The 17,426-nt window shown below is 63.3% G+C and carries 16 protein-coding genes and 1 pseudogene; 7 read left to right on the top strand and 10 right to left on the bottom strand.

The genetic code is table 11. From position 1 onward, the window contains the following. Positions 1–78: 78 nt before the first annotated feature. Positions 79–1,467: a cation diffusion facilitator family transporter gene (locus ACVI1L_RS28380; protein WP_456784389.1), complete on the bottom strand. Its 1,389-nt coding sequence runs from the start codon at positions 1,465–1,467 to the stop codon at positions 79–81. A gap of 521 nt (positions 1,468–1,988) precedes the next feature. Here ACVI1L_RS28380 and ACVI1L_RS28385 point away from each other — a divergent pair. The 4 genes from ACVI1L_RS28385 (at position 1,989) to ACVI1L_RS28400 (ending at position 6,849) form a co-directional block, all read left to right on the top strand. Continuing rightward, positions 1,989–2,585: a TetR/AcrR family transcriptional regulator gene (locus ACVI1L_RS28385; protein ID WP_456785619.1), complete on the top strand. Its 597-nt coding sequence runs from the start codon at positions 1,989–1,991 to the stop codon at positions 2,583–2,585. A 92-nt stretch (positions 2,586–2,677) separates the two neighbouring features. Continuing rightward, positions 2,678–3,544, top strand: coding sequence for a DMT family transporter (locus ACVI1L_RS28390; RefSeq protein ID WP_076833340.1), 867 nt, complete (start codon positions 2,678–2,680; stop codon positions 3,542–3,544). Positions 3,545–3,969: 425 nt separating this feature from the next. Next, entirely contained in the window at positions 3,970–5,991 is a 2,022-nt protein-coding gene (locus ACVI1L_RS28395) for an alkyl/aryl-sulfatase (RefSeq protein WP_456784390.1), read from the top strand. A 363-nt stretch (positions 5,992–6,354) separates the two neighbouring features. After that, positions 6,355–6,849, top strand: a complete 495-nt coding sequence (locus ACVI1L_RS28400; RefSeq protein ID WP_199805353.1) for a septal ring lytic transglycosylase RlpA family protein — start codon at positions 6,355–6,357, stop codon at positions 6,847–6,849. Positions 6,850–6,942: 93 nt separating this feature from the next. Here ACVI1L_RS28400 and ACVI1L_RS28405 read toward each other — a convergent pair whose 3' ends face one another. The 7 genes and pseudogenes from ACVI1L_RS28405 to ACVI1L_RS28435 all read right to left on the bottom strand — a co-directional run bounded on the left by ACVI1L_RS28405 (position 6,943) and on the right by ACVI1L_RS28435 (position 13,722). Continuing rightward, a complete protein-coding gene (locus ACVI1L_RS28405; RefSeq protein WP_456784391.1) occupies positions 6,943–7,911 on the bottom strand; it encodes a zinc-binding dehydrogenase in 969 nt (322 codons plus the stop codon). A 172-nt stretch (positions 7,912–8,083) separates the two neighbouring features. Continuing rightward, positions 8,084–9,079, bottom strand: coding sequence for an NAD(P)H-dependent flavin oxidoreductase (locus ACVI1L_RS28410; RefSeq protein WP_456784392.1), 996 nt, complete (start codon positions 9,077–9,079; stop codon positions 8,084–8,086). Between the two features lie 247 nt (positions 9,080–9,326). Further along, positions 9,327–9,762, bottom strand: a pseudogene (locus ACVI1L_RS28415) (CBS domain-containing protein). 300 nt (positions 9,763–10,062) lie between these two features. Further along, on the bottom strand, positions 10,063–11,379 hold the full coding sequence (gene oxlT, locus ACVI1L_RS28420; RefSeq protein ID WP_028331533.1) for an oxalate/formate MFS antiporter: 1,317 nt from the start codon (positions 11,377–11,379) through the stop codon (positions 10,063–10,065). Positions 11,380–11,615: 236 nt separating this feature from the next. Then, entirely contained in the window at positions 11,616–12,908 is a 1,293-nt protein-coding gene (gene oxlT / locus ACVI1L_RS28425; RefSeq protein WP_076833351.1) for an oxalate/formate MFS antiporter, read from the bottom strand. Positions 12,909–13,165: 257 nt separating this feature from the next. Then, positions 13,166–13,303, bottom strand: a complete 138-nt coding sequence (locus ACVI1L_RS28430; protein ID WP_167350443.1) for a hypothetical protein — start codon at positions 13,301–13,303, stop codon at positions 13,166–13,168. Between the two features lie 188 nt (positions 13,304–13,491). Continuing rightward, complete coding sequence (locus tag ACVI1L_RS28435; protein ID WP_456784393.1) at positions 13,492–13,722, bottom strand: hypothetical protein; 231 nt, start codon at positions 13,720–13,722, stop codon at positions 13,492–13,494. A gap of 91 nt (positions 13,723–13,813) precedes the next feature. On the opposite strand from ACVI1L_RS28435, the gene ACVI1L_RS28440 reads away from it, so the two are divergent. Further along, positions 13,814–14,446 (top strand): helix-turn-helix transcriptional regulator, encoded by a 633-nt coding sequence (locus tag ACVI1L_RS28440; RefSeq protein ID WP_456784394.1) that lies wholly within the window; start codon positions 13,814–13,816, stop codon positions 14,444–14,446. A 118-nt stretch (positions 14,447–14,564) separates the two neighbouring features. Here ACVI1L_RS28440 and ACVI1L_RS28445 read toward each other — a convergent pair whose 3' ends face one another. After that, positions 14,565–15,071, bottom strand: coding sequence for a DUF2147 domain-containing protein (locus ACVI1L_RS28445; RefSeq protein ID WP_456784395.1), 507 nt, complete (start codon positions 15,069–15,071; stop codon positions 14,565–14,567). Between the two features lie 133 nt (positions 15,072–15,204). Here ACVI1L_RS28445 and ACVI1L_RS28450 point away from each other — a divergent pair, with 133 nt between their 5' ends. Both ACVI1L_RS28450 and ACVI1L_RS28455 read left to right on the top strand, forming a co-directional pair. Then, positions 15,205–15,762, top strand: a complete 558-nt coding sequence (locus tag ACVI1L_RS28450) for a DUF2975 domain-containing protein (protein WP_199805354.1) — start codon at positions 15,205–15,207, stop codon at positions 15,760–15,762. Between the two features lie 11 nt (positions 15,763–15,773). Beyond that, positions 15,774–16,016 carry a helix-turn-helix domain-containing protein gene (locus tag ACVI1L_RS28455; protein ID WP_057020304.1) on the top strand — a complete coding sequence of 81 codons (243 nt, stop codon included), beginning with the start codon at positions 15,774–15,776 and terminating at the stop codon, positions 16,014–16,016. Between the two features lie 101 nt (positions 16,017–16,117). On the opposite strand, the gene frc is transcribed toward ACVI1L_RS28455, so the two are convergent. Further along, the gene (gene frc / locus ACVI1L_RS28460) at positions 16,118–17,395 is read right to left on the bottom strand and encodes a formyl-CoA transferase (RefSeq protein WP_076833358.1); all 1,278 of its coding nucleotides are present in this window, start codon (positions 17,393–17,395) and stop codon (positions 16,118–16,120) included. Positions 17,396–17,426: the final 31 nt, after the last annotated feature.

The raw sequence follows: 17,426 nt of genomic DNA on the forward strand, positions 1-17,426 counted from the left end.
GTTAATGCGAAAAAATTCTTGTCCCGGGAAGAATCATGCGGCGCAAAGCGAGTCCGAAACGGGAACGGCTCCGTAGAATTACGCGCGCGTCGGCTCTGCGTGACTGATCACACGCTTCACGGTGGGGAACGCACGACGCAGTTTGCGTTCGATCTCGTCGACGCTTTCGTGCACCTTGATCACACTCATCGAAGGCCGCGCGCGGCAATGGAAGTTGACGACCTCGCCGGCGTCGGTGTTGCGGACCCGCACATTGTGGATGTCATGGATCGCGCCGCCATCGGCAAAGCCGGTCAGCGCCGCCTTGATGGCTTCGACGCGGTCCGGCGCGGCGTCGGTTCCCCACGGCAGTTCCGGCTCGAGCGGCTCGATATGGGTGTCGACCTCGACGTCCTCGCCGAAATCCTCGCGGATCGCGCGCTCGAGCCCGTGGGCGACGTCGTGCGCTGCGTCCAGCGCCATGTCGCTGTCGACCTCGAGGTCGATGCCGACGATCAGCTTGCCGCCGATGTCGTGCACCGTGACGTGGTGGATGGCGAGGCCGGAATTGCGCGCGATCACCATGATGCGCTCGCGCACGCTCTCATTGTCGCGCGCCACCGGCACCGCGGTGAAGGTAAGGTCGGCGTCGCCGAACGTCTTGGTCACCGCCGCCTGCGCCCGGCGCTTGATGTCCTCGACGCGGTCGATCGGGTAGGTGCGCGGCACCTTGGCGATGGCATCGATGAAATGCGTCGCGCCGACCATGCGGACGCGCAACCGGTCGACATCGACCACCCCCGGCACGGCCTTGATGGCGACGGTGGCCTTCTCCAGCGCGCCTTCGGGCGCGCGGTCGAGCAGGGTCTCGACCGTCTCCCGCGCCATGCGCAGGCCGAGCAGGGCGATCATCACCGCGACCGCGATCGCCGCTGCGGCATCGCCCCACCAGAAGCCGAAGCCGGCGAGCACCAGGCCGACGATGACGGCGGTCGAGCCCATCACGTCGGAGGCGAAATGCAGCGCATCGGCGGCCAGCGCCTGGCTCTTGGTGTCGCGCGCGGCGCGGTGCAGCGCGCGGGCCCGCCACAGATTGACGCCGATATCGATGACGAGAACGACAAAGGGAATGGCCGAGATCGACGGCGGCGGCGCGCCCTCGCGCAGATGGCTGTAGGCCTGCACCAGGATGCCGCCGGCCAGCACATAGAGCAGGGCGATGATGCCGAGCGCCGAGACGCTCTCGAACTTGCCGTGTCCGTAATGATGCTCGGCGTCGGCCGGCTGGTCCGACACCCGCACCACCGCCCAGGTGATGATGGTGGCGACCAGGTCGATCGACGAGTGCAGCGCCTCCGAGATCAGCGCCAGCGATCCGATCGCGATGCCGACCACGAACTTCGCCACCGCCATGCTGCCGCTGGCGAGGATCGAGATCGCGGCGACCGATGTCTTGGTGGAGGGTGCGCTGGTGCTGGAAGAGCTCATGGGCGGCGGTTTAGCAGGGAGTTGGTGAACATCAAGTGTCGTTGATGAAACGCAATCGCCACTCAGTTGCAATTGCAGGATTTTGCCAAAATCACGCGGTCGTCCCGGCGGAAGCCAGAATCCACAACCACAGGGTTGTGTGGTTGAAGTGAGCTGTGGCAACCGCATCGCATCATGACTCGCATTCGGGGTATGTGTTGCGCGACGTGTCAACCGAACATCTGCGTTCTCGCGGCGCGTTTCGCCCGAGCTTTGCAAAATCGTTTCGCCACGACACAAGAGGGCGCAGGGAATGCCGGGTGCGCGCTGCACCGCCCGTCGTGTCGAATGGGTAACTCATGCCGCCATCTCGACGCGTAACGTAGGATGGGTAGAGCGCACGAAACCCATCATGTCGGCGTGCGGATGCAATCGATGGGTTTCGCTTCGCTCTACCCATCCTACGAGCTAATGATCCAAAGCGGCCCTTGCCATTTAAGGACCGATTGGTCTATATATCGGCAATGAGCCGCCAAACCACCATGCAGGCGCCCCGTGGCCGCCCGCGAAGTTTCGACGTGGACGCCGCCATCGAACGCGCGATGAATGTGTTCTGGTCGCGCGGCTATCACGCCACGGCACTCCCGGACCTGCTGCGTGCGACAAAACTCTCGCGCGGCAGCCTTTACGCCGCGTTCGGCGACAAGCACTCGCTGTTCCTGCGCGCACTCGATCGCTACATTGCCGATGCCCTGACCCGGATGGATGACGAACTCGATCCCCGCAGAGATCCGGTCGATGGCCTGCGGGCCTACCTTGCCGGTTACGTTGAGCGCACGTGCGGTGCCAATGGCCGGCGCGGCTGCCTGTTGGTGGCGACGGCGATGGAGCTGGCCGGCCAGGATGCCGAGGTTGGTCGTCGCTTCGCGAGCTTCTTCAAAACCATGGAGACCAGGTTGGCGGACGCATTTTCCCGTGCGGAGACCGCGGGCAGATTGGCCGATGGCGTCGAGCCTTCGAGTGCCGCCCGAATCCTGATCTGTTTCCTTTGGGGGCTGCGCGTGGTCGCAAAGACGGCTCCGGCACGTACCACGTCGCAGGCCACCGCTGACGCGCTGCTCGATCGCTTCATCAAATAAGCAACTGTTGGAATGACCCTTGATGTCCTCTGGACGTCTGCGCGATCGGTATGCCCATATATGGACCGATCGGTCTTGAAAGGAAGGATGCGATGTCTGCCATCCAGATCATTTGCGCGGTGGCCGTTCCCTTGCTCTGGGGTTATCAGTTCGTGGTCATCAAGGTCGGCGTCACCGAGTTTCCGCCGCTGTTCTTCCTCGGACTGCGTTTCCTGGCCATCGCGCTGCTGCTTGTTCCGTTCGTCAGAAGGCCGACACGCCAACAACTCGGCCCTGTCTCAGCTATTTCGGTTTTCCTCGGCGGACTGAACTTCGGGCTGTTCTATGTCGGCCTTGGGCTCGGCTCGGGGAGCATGTCGGCGGTCGCCTATCAACTCGCCCCGCCGTTCACCGTGCTGCTCGCCTGGCCGCTGCTCGCGGAGCGGCCGTCGCTCGTCACATCCGCCGGCGTGGTGCTGGCGTTCGTCGGCGTGGTGGTGCTGGCGGCGGGGCCGGGGCTGTCGGCAAACGTGCTGCCGCTGCTGCTCGTGGTTGCCGCGGCGTTCGCATTCGCGGTGTCCACCGTCCTGACGAAACGCTACGGCCCTTTCGATCCCCTGATGCTGATGGGGTGGTCGTCGCTGCTCACCGTGCCGCAGGTCATGTTGATGTCGTTGCTGCTGGAATATGGACAGCTGGCGAGCCTTGGCACGGCGGATCAACGGGGCTGGCTGGCGCTCGCCTACACCGTCTTCATCGGCGGCATTGTCGGGTTCGGCCTGTGGTTCTGGCTGATCGCCCGCTGCTCCATGGCCCGCGTCGCCCCCTTCGGTCTGCTGCTTCCGGTGTTCGCTTTGATCTCGAGCGTGCTGTTCCTTGGCGACCAGGTGACGCCGAAACTGGTTGTCGGCGGACTGCTCGCGATCTCCGGCGTCGCCATCACACAGGTCAGACCGGGTGCGAAGTCGGACCAGTCGTAGCGCTCGCAGGGACGGCATTTCGGCCGTAGCCGATGCTTCGCTTCCGTAACAGGGAACCCCCTTCGGTCGGTCGTCCGTTTGCGTAAAATGCGAACGGTTCGCCGCCGCCAGGACGCGAGCGTGTGCGGCAAAACAGCACTCTCTCGGCATGGCCGGTGCGCGGCGCCTCGCCTCAGAGCCGGCCATCGCGGCATGCAGGGCTGCTCGGCGCGTGATTTCGCGCGCGAGACATCTTTTTTGACCGCTCAGCCCGCAGCGTTGGTGTGCAGCTTGTGCCAGAGCGCGCAGCCATGCGGACGGATGCTGCCGGACATGTTTCGACGTCGCAACTTCGGGTGGAACGATTGCCCTCTGGGCGTGTTTGGCGGCGATGCTCTCGGTGCTCAGGGAGTGGACCAATATCCAATGCAGAAGGGAGAGGCCACATGAGGAGCGTTTTCGCGAAGGCGTCAATCCTCGGGGTTGTCAGTGCGGGGCTGATCGGTACGGCTGCGGCACAGACTCAAGATTTGCGCAATGGCGCGGCCGATGCGACCAAGCAGGCAAATTCGGTCTTGCTGAAACAGCTGCCGTTTAACGACACCTCCGATTTCGACGCCGCGAACAAAGGCTTCATGGCCGCGCTGCCTTCCGAGGCAATCAAGGGAAGCACGGGCAACGCGATCTGGAACCCGCAGCAGTACGGCTTCATCAGCGACGCGACAGCCCCCGATACGGTCAACCCCAGTCTGTGGCGACAATCCCGGCTGATCAACATCTCCGGCTTGTTCGAGGTGACCGACGGCATCTATCAGGTCCGCAATCAGGACCTGTCGAACATGACGATCATCGAGGGCAGCGAGGGCATTACAATCGTCGATCCGCTCGTGTCGGCAGAGACGGCAAAGGTGGCGCTCGACCTGTACCGCTCGAAGCGCGGAAACAAACCCGTCAAGGCCGTGATCTACACCCACAGCCACGTCGATCACTATGGTGGTGTGCGGGGCGTCACCAGCGAGGACGACGTCCAGTCCGGCAAGGTCAAGATCTACGCGCCGGATGGATTCCTGGAGGCTGCGGTCGCCGAGAACGTCATGGCCGGCACCGCGATGAGCCGGCGCGCCAGCTACATGTACGGCAACCTGCTCAAGGCGGATCCGAAAGGTCAGGTCGGCGCGGGTCTCGGCACCACGACCTCGGCAGGCACGGTCACGCTCATCGCGCCGACCAACATCATCAAGGAAACCGGACAGAAAGAGAAGATCGACGGCTTGACCTACGAATTTCTGATGGCGCCCGGTTCGGAAGCGCCTTCGGAGATGATGTGGTTCATCGAGGAAAAGAAGGCGATGGAATCCGCCGAGGACGCGACCCACACGCTGCACAATACATATTCGCTTCGCGGCGCCAAAATTCGCGAGCCGCTCCCCTGGTCGAAGTACCTCAACCAGGCGCTGGTGATGTGGGGCGACAAGGTCGACGTGGTGTTTGCGCAGCATCACTGGCCGACATGGGGCAATGACAAGGTGGTTTCACTTCTGGAGAGCCAGCGCGACCTTTACCGCTTCATCAACGACCAGACCTTGCGCATGGTCAACCACGGCATGACGATGCGCGAGATCGCCGACGGATTCAAAATGCCTGACAGCCTCGCCAACGTCTGGGCAAACCGTGGTTACTACGGCTCGATCTATCATGACGTGGCCGCCACCTATGTTCTTTATCTTGGCTGGTTCGACGGCAACCCGGCCACCCTGCACGAACTGCCGCCGGTCGAGGCGAGCAAGAAGTACGTCGAGTTCATGGGCGGCAGCGACGAGGTTCTGAAGAAGGCCAAGGCTTCCTACGACAAGGGCGAATATCGCTGGGTGGCTCAAGCCGTCCACCACGTCGTGTTCGCCGATCCCGACAATCAGGCCGCCAAGAATCTCGAAGCCGACGCGCTCGAGCAGCTCGGCTATCAGGCCGAGTCCGGACCGTGGCGCAACTTCTACCTGACCGGCGCCCAGGAGCTGCGCAACGGTGTCGCCAAGCTGCCGACGCCGAACACCGCGAGCCCCGATACGGTGCGCGCGATGTCCGCGGATTTGTTCTTCGACTATCTCGGGGTTCGCCTCAACGCGGAGAAGGCCGGCAACGCGCATGCGAAGCTCAACTTCGAGTTCGGCAAGGACGGCAACTACTTCGTCGAACTGAAGAACGGAGTGCTGAACCACACGGCGAACATGAAGTCCAACAATGCCGATGCGACCGTCGCGTTGTCGCGGGATACGCTGAACAGCATCATCCTGCAGCAAACCAGGTTTGATGATGCCATCTCGGCCGGCGCGGTGAAGGTCAGCGGAGACCAGACCAAGCTGCGCGATCTCGTGTCGTATCTCGACACGTTCGACTTCTGGTTCAATATCGTGACGCCGAACCAGACGGCTCAATCCGCCACGACGGGGCGAGGGGGAACGTCGCGATAATCATAACGATAATCATACGGTCAAGCGGCGCGGAGCACTTGCTTCGCGCCGCTTTGCTATGCGCACCTTCGCCGAAGATCGCGCGGATTTCCGCGATCGATCGGGTGCGGAAGGTGACGATACACTCCTCACGCGCTGTCGAAGACAGCTCCGTTCAGTCATTTTGCTGACGCAATCTCTGTTTTAGTCGAGCGAGAAACTGAAAAACACGGTGTGAGGGCCGCCCAGGTTCTCACGATGGTTCCACTGCCGGAACTGGCACGAATCCGCAAGGAATTGGCACGCGTAAACGCCTCCGCGTTCGCTTGACCATGTTTTGCGGCATCGGGAACCGGACGATCGAAGAAAATCAATCAAGGAGTTATGATGCTGTTCGGCTCGAGCGCCGCGATTTGCGGCGCCCTGGTTGCGCTCGCCTTTTCTGGCACCGCTGCTCGAAGTGAAATCGCTGCGGTTCATTCAAGCGCCGTCGTCAATGCCGCGTGTGGGGATGCAATCGTTGGCGCGGCATCCATGTACAATCCATTCAAGCCCGGCAAGGAGGAGGGCGGTCCGAGCACAGCCTCCGGCGAGCGCTATGATCACTCGGTCTGGGCGGCTGCCATCAAGACGAGTCTGCGCCGGAAGTTTGGTGGGGTCCAATTTGGCGCGAGGCCGAAATATGCCCTCGTCGAGGCCGTCGGCAAGAAGGTCATCGTGAAGATAAATGACGTGGGGCCACTCAGGCCTGGCCGCATCATTGACCTCAATGAGCGGACGATGCGCTATTTCGATCCAAGCCTGGAGCTCGGAGTTATCAGTGGCGTCAAGGTCAGCCCGCTTGCGGGGGACTATTGGATTCCAGGACCGGTCGGCTGAACATCGCACGCGAAAGAGCCAGGGCATAGCACGCGGCAAGCGCGGACCCGTTGGCTGATCCGCCCTTCACTCGCAAATCGCCAGAGCCTGCTGCTACAGCGTCACCACGATCTTGCCGAGGTGCTTGTTGGCTTCCATGTGTTCGAACGCCTTGCCGATGTCGGCGAATTTGTAGACCTGGTCGATCGGCAGCTGCAGCTTGCGTGCCTCGACCGCGGGCCAGATGTCCTTGCGCACCTCCTCGAAGATCGCGCGGATCTCCTCGATCGAGCGGGTGCGGAAGGTGACGCCGATATACTGGATGCGGCGCGCCGCGTGCAGGTCGAAGTTGAAGTCGCCGTGGGTGCCGCCAAGCCGGCCGACATTGACGATGCGGCCCTTGACCTTGGTCGCCTTGAGGTTCTGGTTCGCGACCGGTCCGGAAACCTGGTCGACGATCAGGTCGACGCCTTCGCCTGATGTCGCCTTCAGCACCTGATCGACCCAGCCGGGATCCTTCGAGTCCACCGCGAGATCGGCGCCGAACTCCTTCAGTCGGCCGCGACGCATCGCGTCGGTCGATGAGCCCACCACGAGCTTGGCGCCCTTCAGCTTGGCGATCTGCATCGCCATCAGCCCGACGCCGGAGCTTGCGCCCTGGATCAGCACGCTCTGGCCCGGCTGCAGCGCGCCGTTGGTGACGACGGCGTTGTGCATGGTGGCGAGCGCGACGGGCAGGGTTGCGGCCTCGTCGAAGTTCATGTTCGAGGGCGCGCGGAACAGTCGGCCGTGATCGGCCAGCGTGTATTCTGCGAATGCCGCGCCGCCGGAGCCCATGATCTTGTCGCCGACCTTGACGCCTTTGGCATCGGGGCCGAGCTCGGCGACCTCGCCGGCCCATTCCATGCCGAGCACGGTGCCGACGCCGCCGGCCGCGCCGTGGACATGGCCCTTGGTCATGCCGAGATCGGCGCGGTTCAGCCCGCAGGCATGAACCTTGACCAGCACCTGGGTGCCCTTCGGCACGGGCTTCGCAACGTCGGTGATTTCAGGGCCGTTAGGGCCGTAGACATAGGCTTTCATGGGCTTCTTCTCGTTTGTGTCTAACGCGAGATGACTTGAATTCCGTCATCCTGAGGTGGCCGCTTTTTCAGCGGCCCTCGAAGGATGGACGGCCCGGCTGGTGGCCGTTGACCCTTCGAGACACGCTTCGCGCTCCTCAGGGTGACGGATAACACTCGTGCTCCGCTCCGGCCTATTCCGCGGCTTGGCGCTTGCCGCCAGACATCATCGCTTCCAGCCGTTCGCTGATGATGGCTTCCGCTTCGTGGACGATGCGCGACACCAGCTCGGCGCAGGACGGAATGTCGTGGATCAGGCCCTGCACCTGGCCGGCCGACCAGATGCCTTCGTCGGCATCGCCTGACGCGTAGACCATCTTGCCGCGGGCGCCGGCGACCAGCTCGCGCACATCCTCGAACTTGGCGCCTTCCTTCTCCATCTGCACGACCTTGGTCGAGATCGCGTTCTTGGCGACGCGCGAGGTGTTGCGCATGGTGCGGAAGATCAGCTCGGTCTCGCGCTCGTCATTGGCGACGATGCGTTCCTTCACCAGCTGATGGATCGGGCTCTCCCTGGTGCACATGAAGCGCGTGCCCATGTTGATGCCTTCGGCGCCGAGCGCGAGCGCTGCGACCAGGCCGCGCGCATCGCCGAAGCCGCCGGAGGCGATCATCGGGATCTTCACCTTGTCGGCGGCGGCGGGGATCAGGATCAGGCCGGGGGTGTCGTCCTCGCCGGGATGGCCGGCGCATTCAAAGCCGTCGATCGAGATCGCGTCGGCGCCCATCCGCTCGGCGGACAGCGCGTGGCGAACGCTGGTGCATTTGTGCAGCACCTTGATGCCGTGCTTCTTGAACTCGTCGACATGCTCCTGCGGCTTGTTGCCGGCGGTCTCGACGATCTTGATGCCGCTCTCGATGATGGCCTGGCGGTATTCGGCGTAGGGCGGCGGCTTGATCGCGGGCAGGATGGTCAGGTTGACGCCGAACGGCTTGTCGGTCAGCTCGCGGCAGCGCGCGATTTCCTTGCGCAGATCGTCCGGCGTCGGCTGCGTCAGCGCGGTGATCATGCCGAGCGCGCCGGCATTGGCCACGGCGGCAACCAGCTCGGCGCGCCCGACCCATTGCATGCCGCCCTGCACGATCGGGTGGTCGACGCCGAACATCTCGGTGAAACGTGTCTTGATCATTCTGCCCTCGTTTCCATCAGGATTTTCCGTGTCGCGGACGGCGGCGCACGGTGTTGTTATGGGATGTCGAGGGGAAGGATGCAGTCCTGTCCGGCAATTGTCTACCGGCGACCTGCGGCGCGCCCATGCGGAAATGACGGGCTGCGGCGGTCAGGCGAGGGCGGGACGGAAATCTTTCGTCATCTGTTCAGGCGCTGGTGATCGAACACGCAGCGCCTGGCTGAGAGCAACGCAAAGCAGGCGCTTGTTACGCCGGCACGGCGTCCTTCTTCGACGCGGCGGTCTCCTCGTCGAACGCGGCGGCGATGTCGCGCATGCTGACGACGCCGATCAGGCTGTAATTGTCGATGACGGGCACGTGGCGAATGTGGTGCTTGGTCATGAGATGACGGATGTGCTCGAGCGTGTCGCTCGATGTGCACGACACCAGCTGCTGCACCGACACGAACTGCGACACCTTCATGCTTGCGCCCGCCGCACCGTGCTCGGCGATCGCGCGCACCACGTCGCGCTCGGTGAACATGCCGACGGCGGTGTTACCCTCGGTGCGAACGACATCCTTGACCACGAGCGCGCTGATATTGCTGGCGCGCATCAGTTGCGCGGGCGATCGCCACCGTCTCGTTCATGCGCACCGTGGCGACGCGGGGGGTCTTCTTGCGCAGGATATCTCCGACTTGCATGGCAACCTCCTGGGTTATCGTTGACTGGAGTCTGGTATACAAAATGCCAATTGTCAACGTGGCTGTCACAGAAATCTACCATCAGCAAAATGCTTAAATAGGCAGGTTTGCTGACATTTCCGACGATTGTGAGCGGCCGTGGGCGCCGCGGGCGATCTGCCGCACTAAGCGTGGTGGCATCTGGCATCCCTGAGCTGGCAAAAAAGAGAAGAGGCGCACCGAAATGCGCCTCCATCAGTCTCCGGGGAAATGTCGGGACCAAGCGGTCCTGATCGGGTGGTCTTTAGCCAAGCCGTCTTGTTAAGCCGTCTTGGCGCTCGTCGCGGTCTCTTCCGCGGCGGCAGCCTCGTTGCCGTTGATGAAGGCGCGGCGCATCGGCTTGATCACGAACAGCGCCATCAGCGCCGCGGTGGCGTTGAGGGCGACCGCGATCACGAACACCGCCTGCCAGCCATAGCTGGCGGCAACGATGCTGGCGGCAGGCACCAAGAGCGCTGCGGTGCCCTTCGCGGTGTAGAGCATGCCGTTGTTGGTGGTCGCGAACTTCGAGCCGAAGGTGTCGCCGCAGGTCGCCGGGAACAGCGAGTAGATCTCGCCGAACACGCCGAAATAGACCGCGGTCGCCAGCACGAACACCACCGGGTTGTGACCCCAGGTGGATAGCGTGAGCAGCATCAGCGCGCCGGTGCCGAACGCAATGAACATGGTGTGCTCGCGGCCGATGTTGTCGGAGACCCAGCCGAAGAACGGCCGTCCGAAACCGTCGAAGATGCGGTCGAGCGAGATCGCAAAGGTCAGCGCGGCCATCTGGAAGCCGGCGAGCGTGACCGGCGTGTTCGCGATCTTGTAGTCGTGCGCGATCGGCGCGATCTGCGCCGCCGCCATCAGGCCGCCGGCGGCGACCATCACGAACACCAGATACATCACCCAGAAGATCGGGCTGCGCAGCACCTGCGGCGGCGTGAAGTCGACCTTGGTCTGCGGCAGATTGAGCTGCTTCTTCTTCGGCGGGATCGAGACCGCGGGCGGCTGGATGAAGAAGGCGAGCAGGAAGACGATCAATCCCTGTCCGATGCCGAAATCGAAGAACGCGGTCTGATAGCCGCTCGCGGCGATCATCTTTGCAATCGGCACCACCGTGAGCGCGGCGCCGGCGCCGAAGCCGGCCGCGGTTGCGCCGGCGGCGAGGCCGCGGCGATCGGGAAACCACTTCAGCGCGTTGCCGACGCAGGTGCCGTACACCGCGCCGGCGCCGATGCCGCCGAACACGGCGGCGGTGTAGAGCAGGGCGAGCGAGTCGGCATAGGAGTTCAACACCCAGGCGAGCGCGATCATGATGCCGCCGAACATGATGACGAGCCGCGGGCCGTATTTGTCGACGAACCAGGCCTCGACCGGCACCAGCCAGGTCTCGGTCACCACGAAGATCGTGAAGGCGAACTGGATCGCCGCGCGGCCCCAGTGGTGCGCGCCGTCGATCGGATCGACGAACAGCGTCCAGCCATATTGCAGGTTCGCGATCATCGCCATGCAGACGATGCCCATGACGAGCTGCAGCCAGCGGAAGCCGCTGGACGAAGGTTGAGCTTGTGTGACGGCAGTATTGCTGGAAACCATCAAGTCCTCCCGAGCGCGCTGGTCTTGTGACCGAGTGTCGCAATTATTGTGGCGTATCGTCGCAAGCGCCCGGCGGAAGTTGGTATACTATATTCCAGAAAGCAAGCCCTTCATTCTGCTGCAATGCAGCAATCTGCCCTCCGACGCGCCGCTCCGGACGGACCTCTTCCTAACGGCAAAATGAAAAGCGCCCGGCTTTTGGCCAGGCGCTTCGCAGGCTGTGGTGAGGCGGTTGCTCAAGCCGTAGCCGATTTCGCGACCACGATTTTTCGCCAGGGCTTGAGCAGCATGATCGCGAGCAGCGAGGCGAGGATGTTGGCGCCTGCCGCGATGATGAACACCTTGTCCCAGTTGCCCGACGATTGCTGCATGTAGTTGGCGATCGGCACCAAGAGCGCCGCGGTGCCCTTCGCGGTGTAGAGCAGGCCCGCATTCGTGGTGGCGAACTTGGCGCCGAACGTATCGGTGCAGGTCGAGGGGAACAGCGAGTAGATCTCGCCCCAGGCAAAGAACACGAAGCCCGAGAGCAGCACGAACCAAACCGGGTCGTGTCCCCAGAGGTAAAGCATCCAGATGCCGATGCCTTCCATGCCGAAGGCGATGAACATCGTGTTCTCGCGGCCGATCATGTCGGAGATCCAGCCGAAGAACGGACGCGTCAGGCCGTTGAGGACGCGGTCGATGGTTGCCGCGAAGGTGACGGCCGTCATCGTCACCGCCATCAGCGTGACCGGCACGCTGTCGACCTTCCAGTCGACCGCGATCGGCTTCAGGTTCGCCGTCACCATCAGGCCGCCGGCGCCGACGATCACGAACATGAAGTACATCAGCCAGAAGATCGGCTGCCGCAGCACTTCGGTCGGCTGATAGTTACGCCGGGTCTGGATGATGTTGGCGTTCGCCACGACGGCCGGCACCTGTCCGGCCTTCGGCGCCAGCAGGAAGAAGGAGAGCAGCACGATGATGATGCCCTGGCCGAGACCGAAATACAGGAAGGTGGTCTGGAAGCCGGAGTCCTTGATCATCGCCTGGATCGGCGCGACCGTGAGCGCCGAGCCTGCGCCGAAGCCGGCAGCGGTGATGCCCGCGGCAAGTCCGCGCTTATCCGGAAACCATTTCAGCGCGTTGCCGACGCAGGTGCCGTAGACGCCGCCGGCGCCGATGCCGGCGATGATCATGCCGAGATAGTAGCCGTTCAGCGACGTCGCCTGGGCGTTGATCGCCCAGCCGAGTGCGCAGAGGATGCCGCCGACCAGCACGACGATGCGCGGACCGTATTTGTCGACGAACCAGCCTTCGACCGGCACCAGCCAGGTCTCGAACAGCACGAACAGCGTGAAGGCCCATTGGATCGATGCGCGATCCCATCCGAATTTCTTCTGGATGTCGGGGACGAAGAATGTCCACCCGTATTGATAATTTGCGATCATCACCATCGCGGCGACGCCGATCGCGAGTTGCATCCAGCGATAGGTGTCGCTGACACGCGCGGCCGCGGGGGCCGCAGTTGCCTGAACCATGTCCGACATAGATCCTCCCAGTGCGCCCCTTGTCGTTGCTTATGAGCGCGCGATGGCCATCTTGGTATCCGATATGCCAAGGTTCAAGCTGTCGCAGGGGCGGCGCGCGCTTATGCCGCACAGGACTCAGCCCGGGCACCCCGGGAGAGTAGTTCAGCGCGCAAGGAAATGGCCCCGAAAATCGGGGCCATTGGTCGAAGGTTCAATGTCAGGTCGCATCTTGCGACGAAAGCTGCATCGGCGGAGAGCGCCGGAAATCCCTTGGCTTAGAGGCCGAAGCGCGGCAGGTCGCCGTTGCGATTCGAAATCTCCGCGCTCTTCATCAGCAGGCGGTCGATCGAGGCCAGCAGGCGGCCGAACAGGGTGGAGGAGGGCGCAAGCGTCAGTACAGTGGTCTTGGACATTGGTGTCCCCTTTCATTGGAGGCCAGCAATGGGCCGGCTCATCATCTGCAGCCAAACTATGTATACCAGATGCCAGATACAACGGACTTGTTTGCATGGCAGCATGCACGACTGTGCAATGCAGCAAAATCGGCGGATCGGATTCCGGATCGGCGTGGATGGGGCGGGAGCCAGGCGGCGACGCCGGGTCAGAATTTCCAGCTAAAACTGGCCTTTACCGAGTGGTCCTGGACCCGGTCGGCAAGCTGGCCGACATAGGCGATGCCGATGCTGGCCTGCGGTGTGACCCGGAGGTCGAGGCCGCCTTCGACCAGTGCCGCGTTCCGCGCCAGCGGCACGCCGGCCACGGTGAATCCGGTTCCCAGGCCCTGGAACGCGAGCGAGATGTCGGGGTCACGTCGCCGAAGGCGTACTGCCATGCCACCGCCTGTTCGCCGGCGTCGGCCGCCTGGTCGATGCGGAGGTGGTGAGCTTCACCGAGTTCCATCGTCCGAGCTGGGATTCCGGTCGTTGATTTCGGTCGGCGACGATCCGGAGGTTCGTGCCCGCGGCATGCAGGCGTTTGCGAAGCACATGCACTCGCATCCGTTCTGGCAGCACGATCCGGCGTTCTATGGCGAACGCGCGCTGCGCGAGTCGGATTTCTTCAGCGACGAGGAATTCGTCGAGCTGCCGATTGCCAATGAGGTGTTCCTGCCGTCGGGGGCGCGGCGGATCATGGGGATCGCGTTCGAGCACGCCGGTTATGTGGTCACGGTTGTCGGGCATCGCGTGGTGGGACGGCCGGCGTTCAGCGACGAGGAGCGCGACCGGATGCAGGGTTTTCGTCCGCACATCCTACGCGGCTACCGCCAGGCGCAGGAGCGAACGCTGGCGGCGCTGACACCGAGCGACCGCCTGCGTCTGGCATTTCCCGCGCTGACGCCGCGCCAGATCGAGGTGGCGTCGTGGATCGCGCAGGGCAAGTCGAACGAAGAGATCGCGGGCATCCTCGGCGTTGGGCTCGATGCCGTGAAGGCGCACGTCAAGGCGATCAACAGCAAGATCGATTCCGACAGCCGGCGCGCCGCGATCGTCATTGCCCACACCACGCCGCCCTTCGCCGATCTGCCGCCGTTGTGGAAGCTCGGCGTGGAAGGCTGAGGGCGGGCGGCGAGTTCATAAAAGAAGGCCGCCCAAATGCGGCGGCCTCGAGTGAGCGGGTTTGCTTTTCTTCTTGGCCGATGAAGGGTCGGGGCCAAGTCCCTTCACCGCATTCCCTTCACCGCGTCCAGTCTTCGCCGGCGCACAGCGTTCCCATGCAGCCGCGAACGTTCAGCGTGCCCGGCGACACCAGCGTCACCGAGCTCTCATAGGTCTTGCCGTCGTCGGCGTTGTAGATCCGGCCGGCCCATTTGTTCGGGCCGGCGGGCTGCATGTTGATGAACAGCGACATGCCTATGACCGGTCGGGTGCGCTGCGCGCGATCGGCATTCTTGTCGTCGAGCTGCGGCTTGCCGGTGGCCTTGTCTGTCGGTTCCTTCAACCAGACGACGCGGCCGCATAGCGCGCTGCCGCAGCGGTGGACCTTGATCCTGGCGTCGCCGGATTGGGTCAGCCAGACGCCGGCCGGATCGTTGGCCTTGTCGCTCGCCTTGGCGGCATCGGCGGGGCTGCCGAGCAGCGGGATGTGGAACGCGGCCACGATCAAGCGGCGCGTGAGGTGAGCGTGGATCAATTGCTTCAGGGCCTTGCGCAGGCCGTTTTGGTCTGGGATTACCGTCATCATCCACCTTCTTCATGAAAAATTTCATGATAAACATGAAATAAATCACGTTTAAGGTTGAGTCAATGACATTGCCTAGGCATGATGCAATCCGGCCGTACCGGCTTTTTGGCAAAGAATTTTTCGGATGGGTGCGATGGGGAAATCGGTTCGTGAGCAGCGCCAGCTCTGGTTTCGCAGGCTCGATCGGGCGTTCTGGTTGATCTGGGCGGCGTTGCCGGTGGTGTTGTGGCTGGCCTATTACCGCACCACCACGGCGTCGGCGACGATCGCCGAGAGCCTGATCGGCGACCAGGCGAAGTGCGCCAGCATCGTCGCCAACCCGCTCACCATGTCGGCCAAGGGCCAGGTGCTGTTCTGGTCGCTGTTCGCGCTTGGGGTATCGTTTTACGCCGTGCTGATCGGCATCCTACATCGCATGGTGAACCGATTCGCCAACGGACGGATCTTCGTGTCCGAAACGCTGCAGGGTGTCTGGTGGATGGGGATCTTCCTGGTGGTCTGGCCGTTTGTGGATACGATCACGACCATCGCGGTGACCTATGCGCTGTATCAGCTCGGCGACATCAAGTTCTTCCTGCCGAGCTACGGCGTCGACGTCGGCACCGTCGCGGGCGGCGTGTTCCTGATGGCGCTGAAATTCGTGATCGAGCAGGCCATCCTGTTGCAGTCCGAAAACGATCTGACGATCTGAGGGTGATGCTTGTGCCCATCGTGGTGAACCTCGATGTCATGCTCGCAAAGCGCAAGCGCCGCCTCGGAGACCTCGCGGACGCGATCGGCATTTCGATCCAGAACCTGTCGATCCTGAAGACCGGCAAGGCGAAGGCGATGCGCTTCTCGACGCTGTCGGCAATCTGCCGCGAGCTGGACTGCCGGCCGGGCGATATCCTGGAATATGTGCCGGGCGATGAGGGCGGCGAAGGCGAGAGTGGCGAGGGTGGTTGATCCGGCGTGCGGTCGACAGCGGCGCGGGACCGCAAGTTCCTCCCAAAACAAAATGGCCGCGGTTGCCCGCGGCCATTCGTGTTTCTGCTTGAGCGCTGCCTTTACTCGGCCGCCTGCTTGCGCGGCGGGTCGAGCGCGCCGGAGTCGTGGATCTCGGCGACCTGGTGATCGCTGAAGCCGAGCACCTCGCGCAGGATCTCGTCGGTGTGCTCGCCGAGCAGCGGCGAGCGCTGAACGTCGCTCGGCGAATCCGAGAGCTTGATCGGGTTGCCTACCGAGACGTACTTGCCGCGGGTCGGGTGATCGACCTCGACCACGGTGCCGGTCGCGCGCAGCGACTGGTCTTCGGCGATCTCCTTCATCGACAGGATCGGACCGCAGGGGATGTCGTCCTTGTTGAGGATCTCCATCGCCTCGAACTTGGTCTTGGTCATCGTCCACTGCTCGATGCGGGCGAAGATCTCGTTGAGGCGCGGCAGGCGGGCCGGCGGCTTGGCGTAGTTCGGATCGGTCTTCCAGGTCGGCTCGCCGATCACGTCGCAGATCTTCTCCCAGACCGGGGCCTGGGTGATGAAGTAAATGTAGGCGTTCGGGTCGGTCTCCCAGCCCTTGCACTTCAGGATGCGGCCGGGCTGGCCGCCGCCGGAATCGTTGCCGGCGCGCGGCACGGCATCGCCGAACGGAATGCCTTCGCCGAACTGGCTGTATTCCTTCAGCGGACCGTGGGCGAGCCGCTGCTGGTCGCGCAGCTTGACGCGGGCGAGGTTGAGCACGCCGTCCTGCATCGCGGCGGTGACGCGCTGGCCCTTGCCGGAGTGGGTGCGCTGGTACAGCGCAGTGACGATGCCGAGCGCGAGATGCAACCCGGTGCCGCTGTCGCCGATCTGCGCGCCGGTGACCAGCGGCAGGCCGTCGCGGAAGCCGGTGGTCGAGGCAGCGCCGCCGGTGCACTGCGCGACGTTCTCGTAGACCTTGCAGTCCTCATACGGGCCGGGGCCAAAACCCTTGATCGAGGCGACGATCATCTTCGGGTTGATGGCCTGGATCTTCTCCCAGGGGAAGCCCATGCGATCGAGCACGCCTGGGCCGAAATTCTCGACCAGCACGTCGCACTGCTTGATCAGCGCGGTCAACACTTCCTTGCCCTTCGGGTTCTTGGTGTCGAGCGTGATCGAGCGCTTGTTGTGATTCAGCATGGTGAAATACAGGCTGTCCACGTTCGGGATGTCCTGCAGCTGGCCGCGCGTGATGTCGCCGACGCCGGGACGCTCGACCTTGATCACGTCGGCGCCGAACCAGGCCAGCAATTGCGTGCAGGTCGGACCCGACTGGACGTGGGTGAAATCGAGAATGCGAACGCCCTTCAGCGCCTTGGTCATAATGTTTGCTCCGTACTCTATATGCCCCTGC

It is taken from the genome of Bradyrhizobium sp. USDA 4516 (assembly GCF_054055915.1).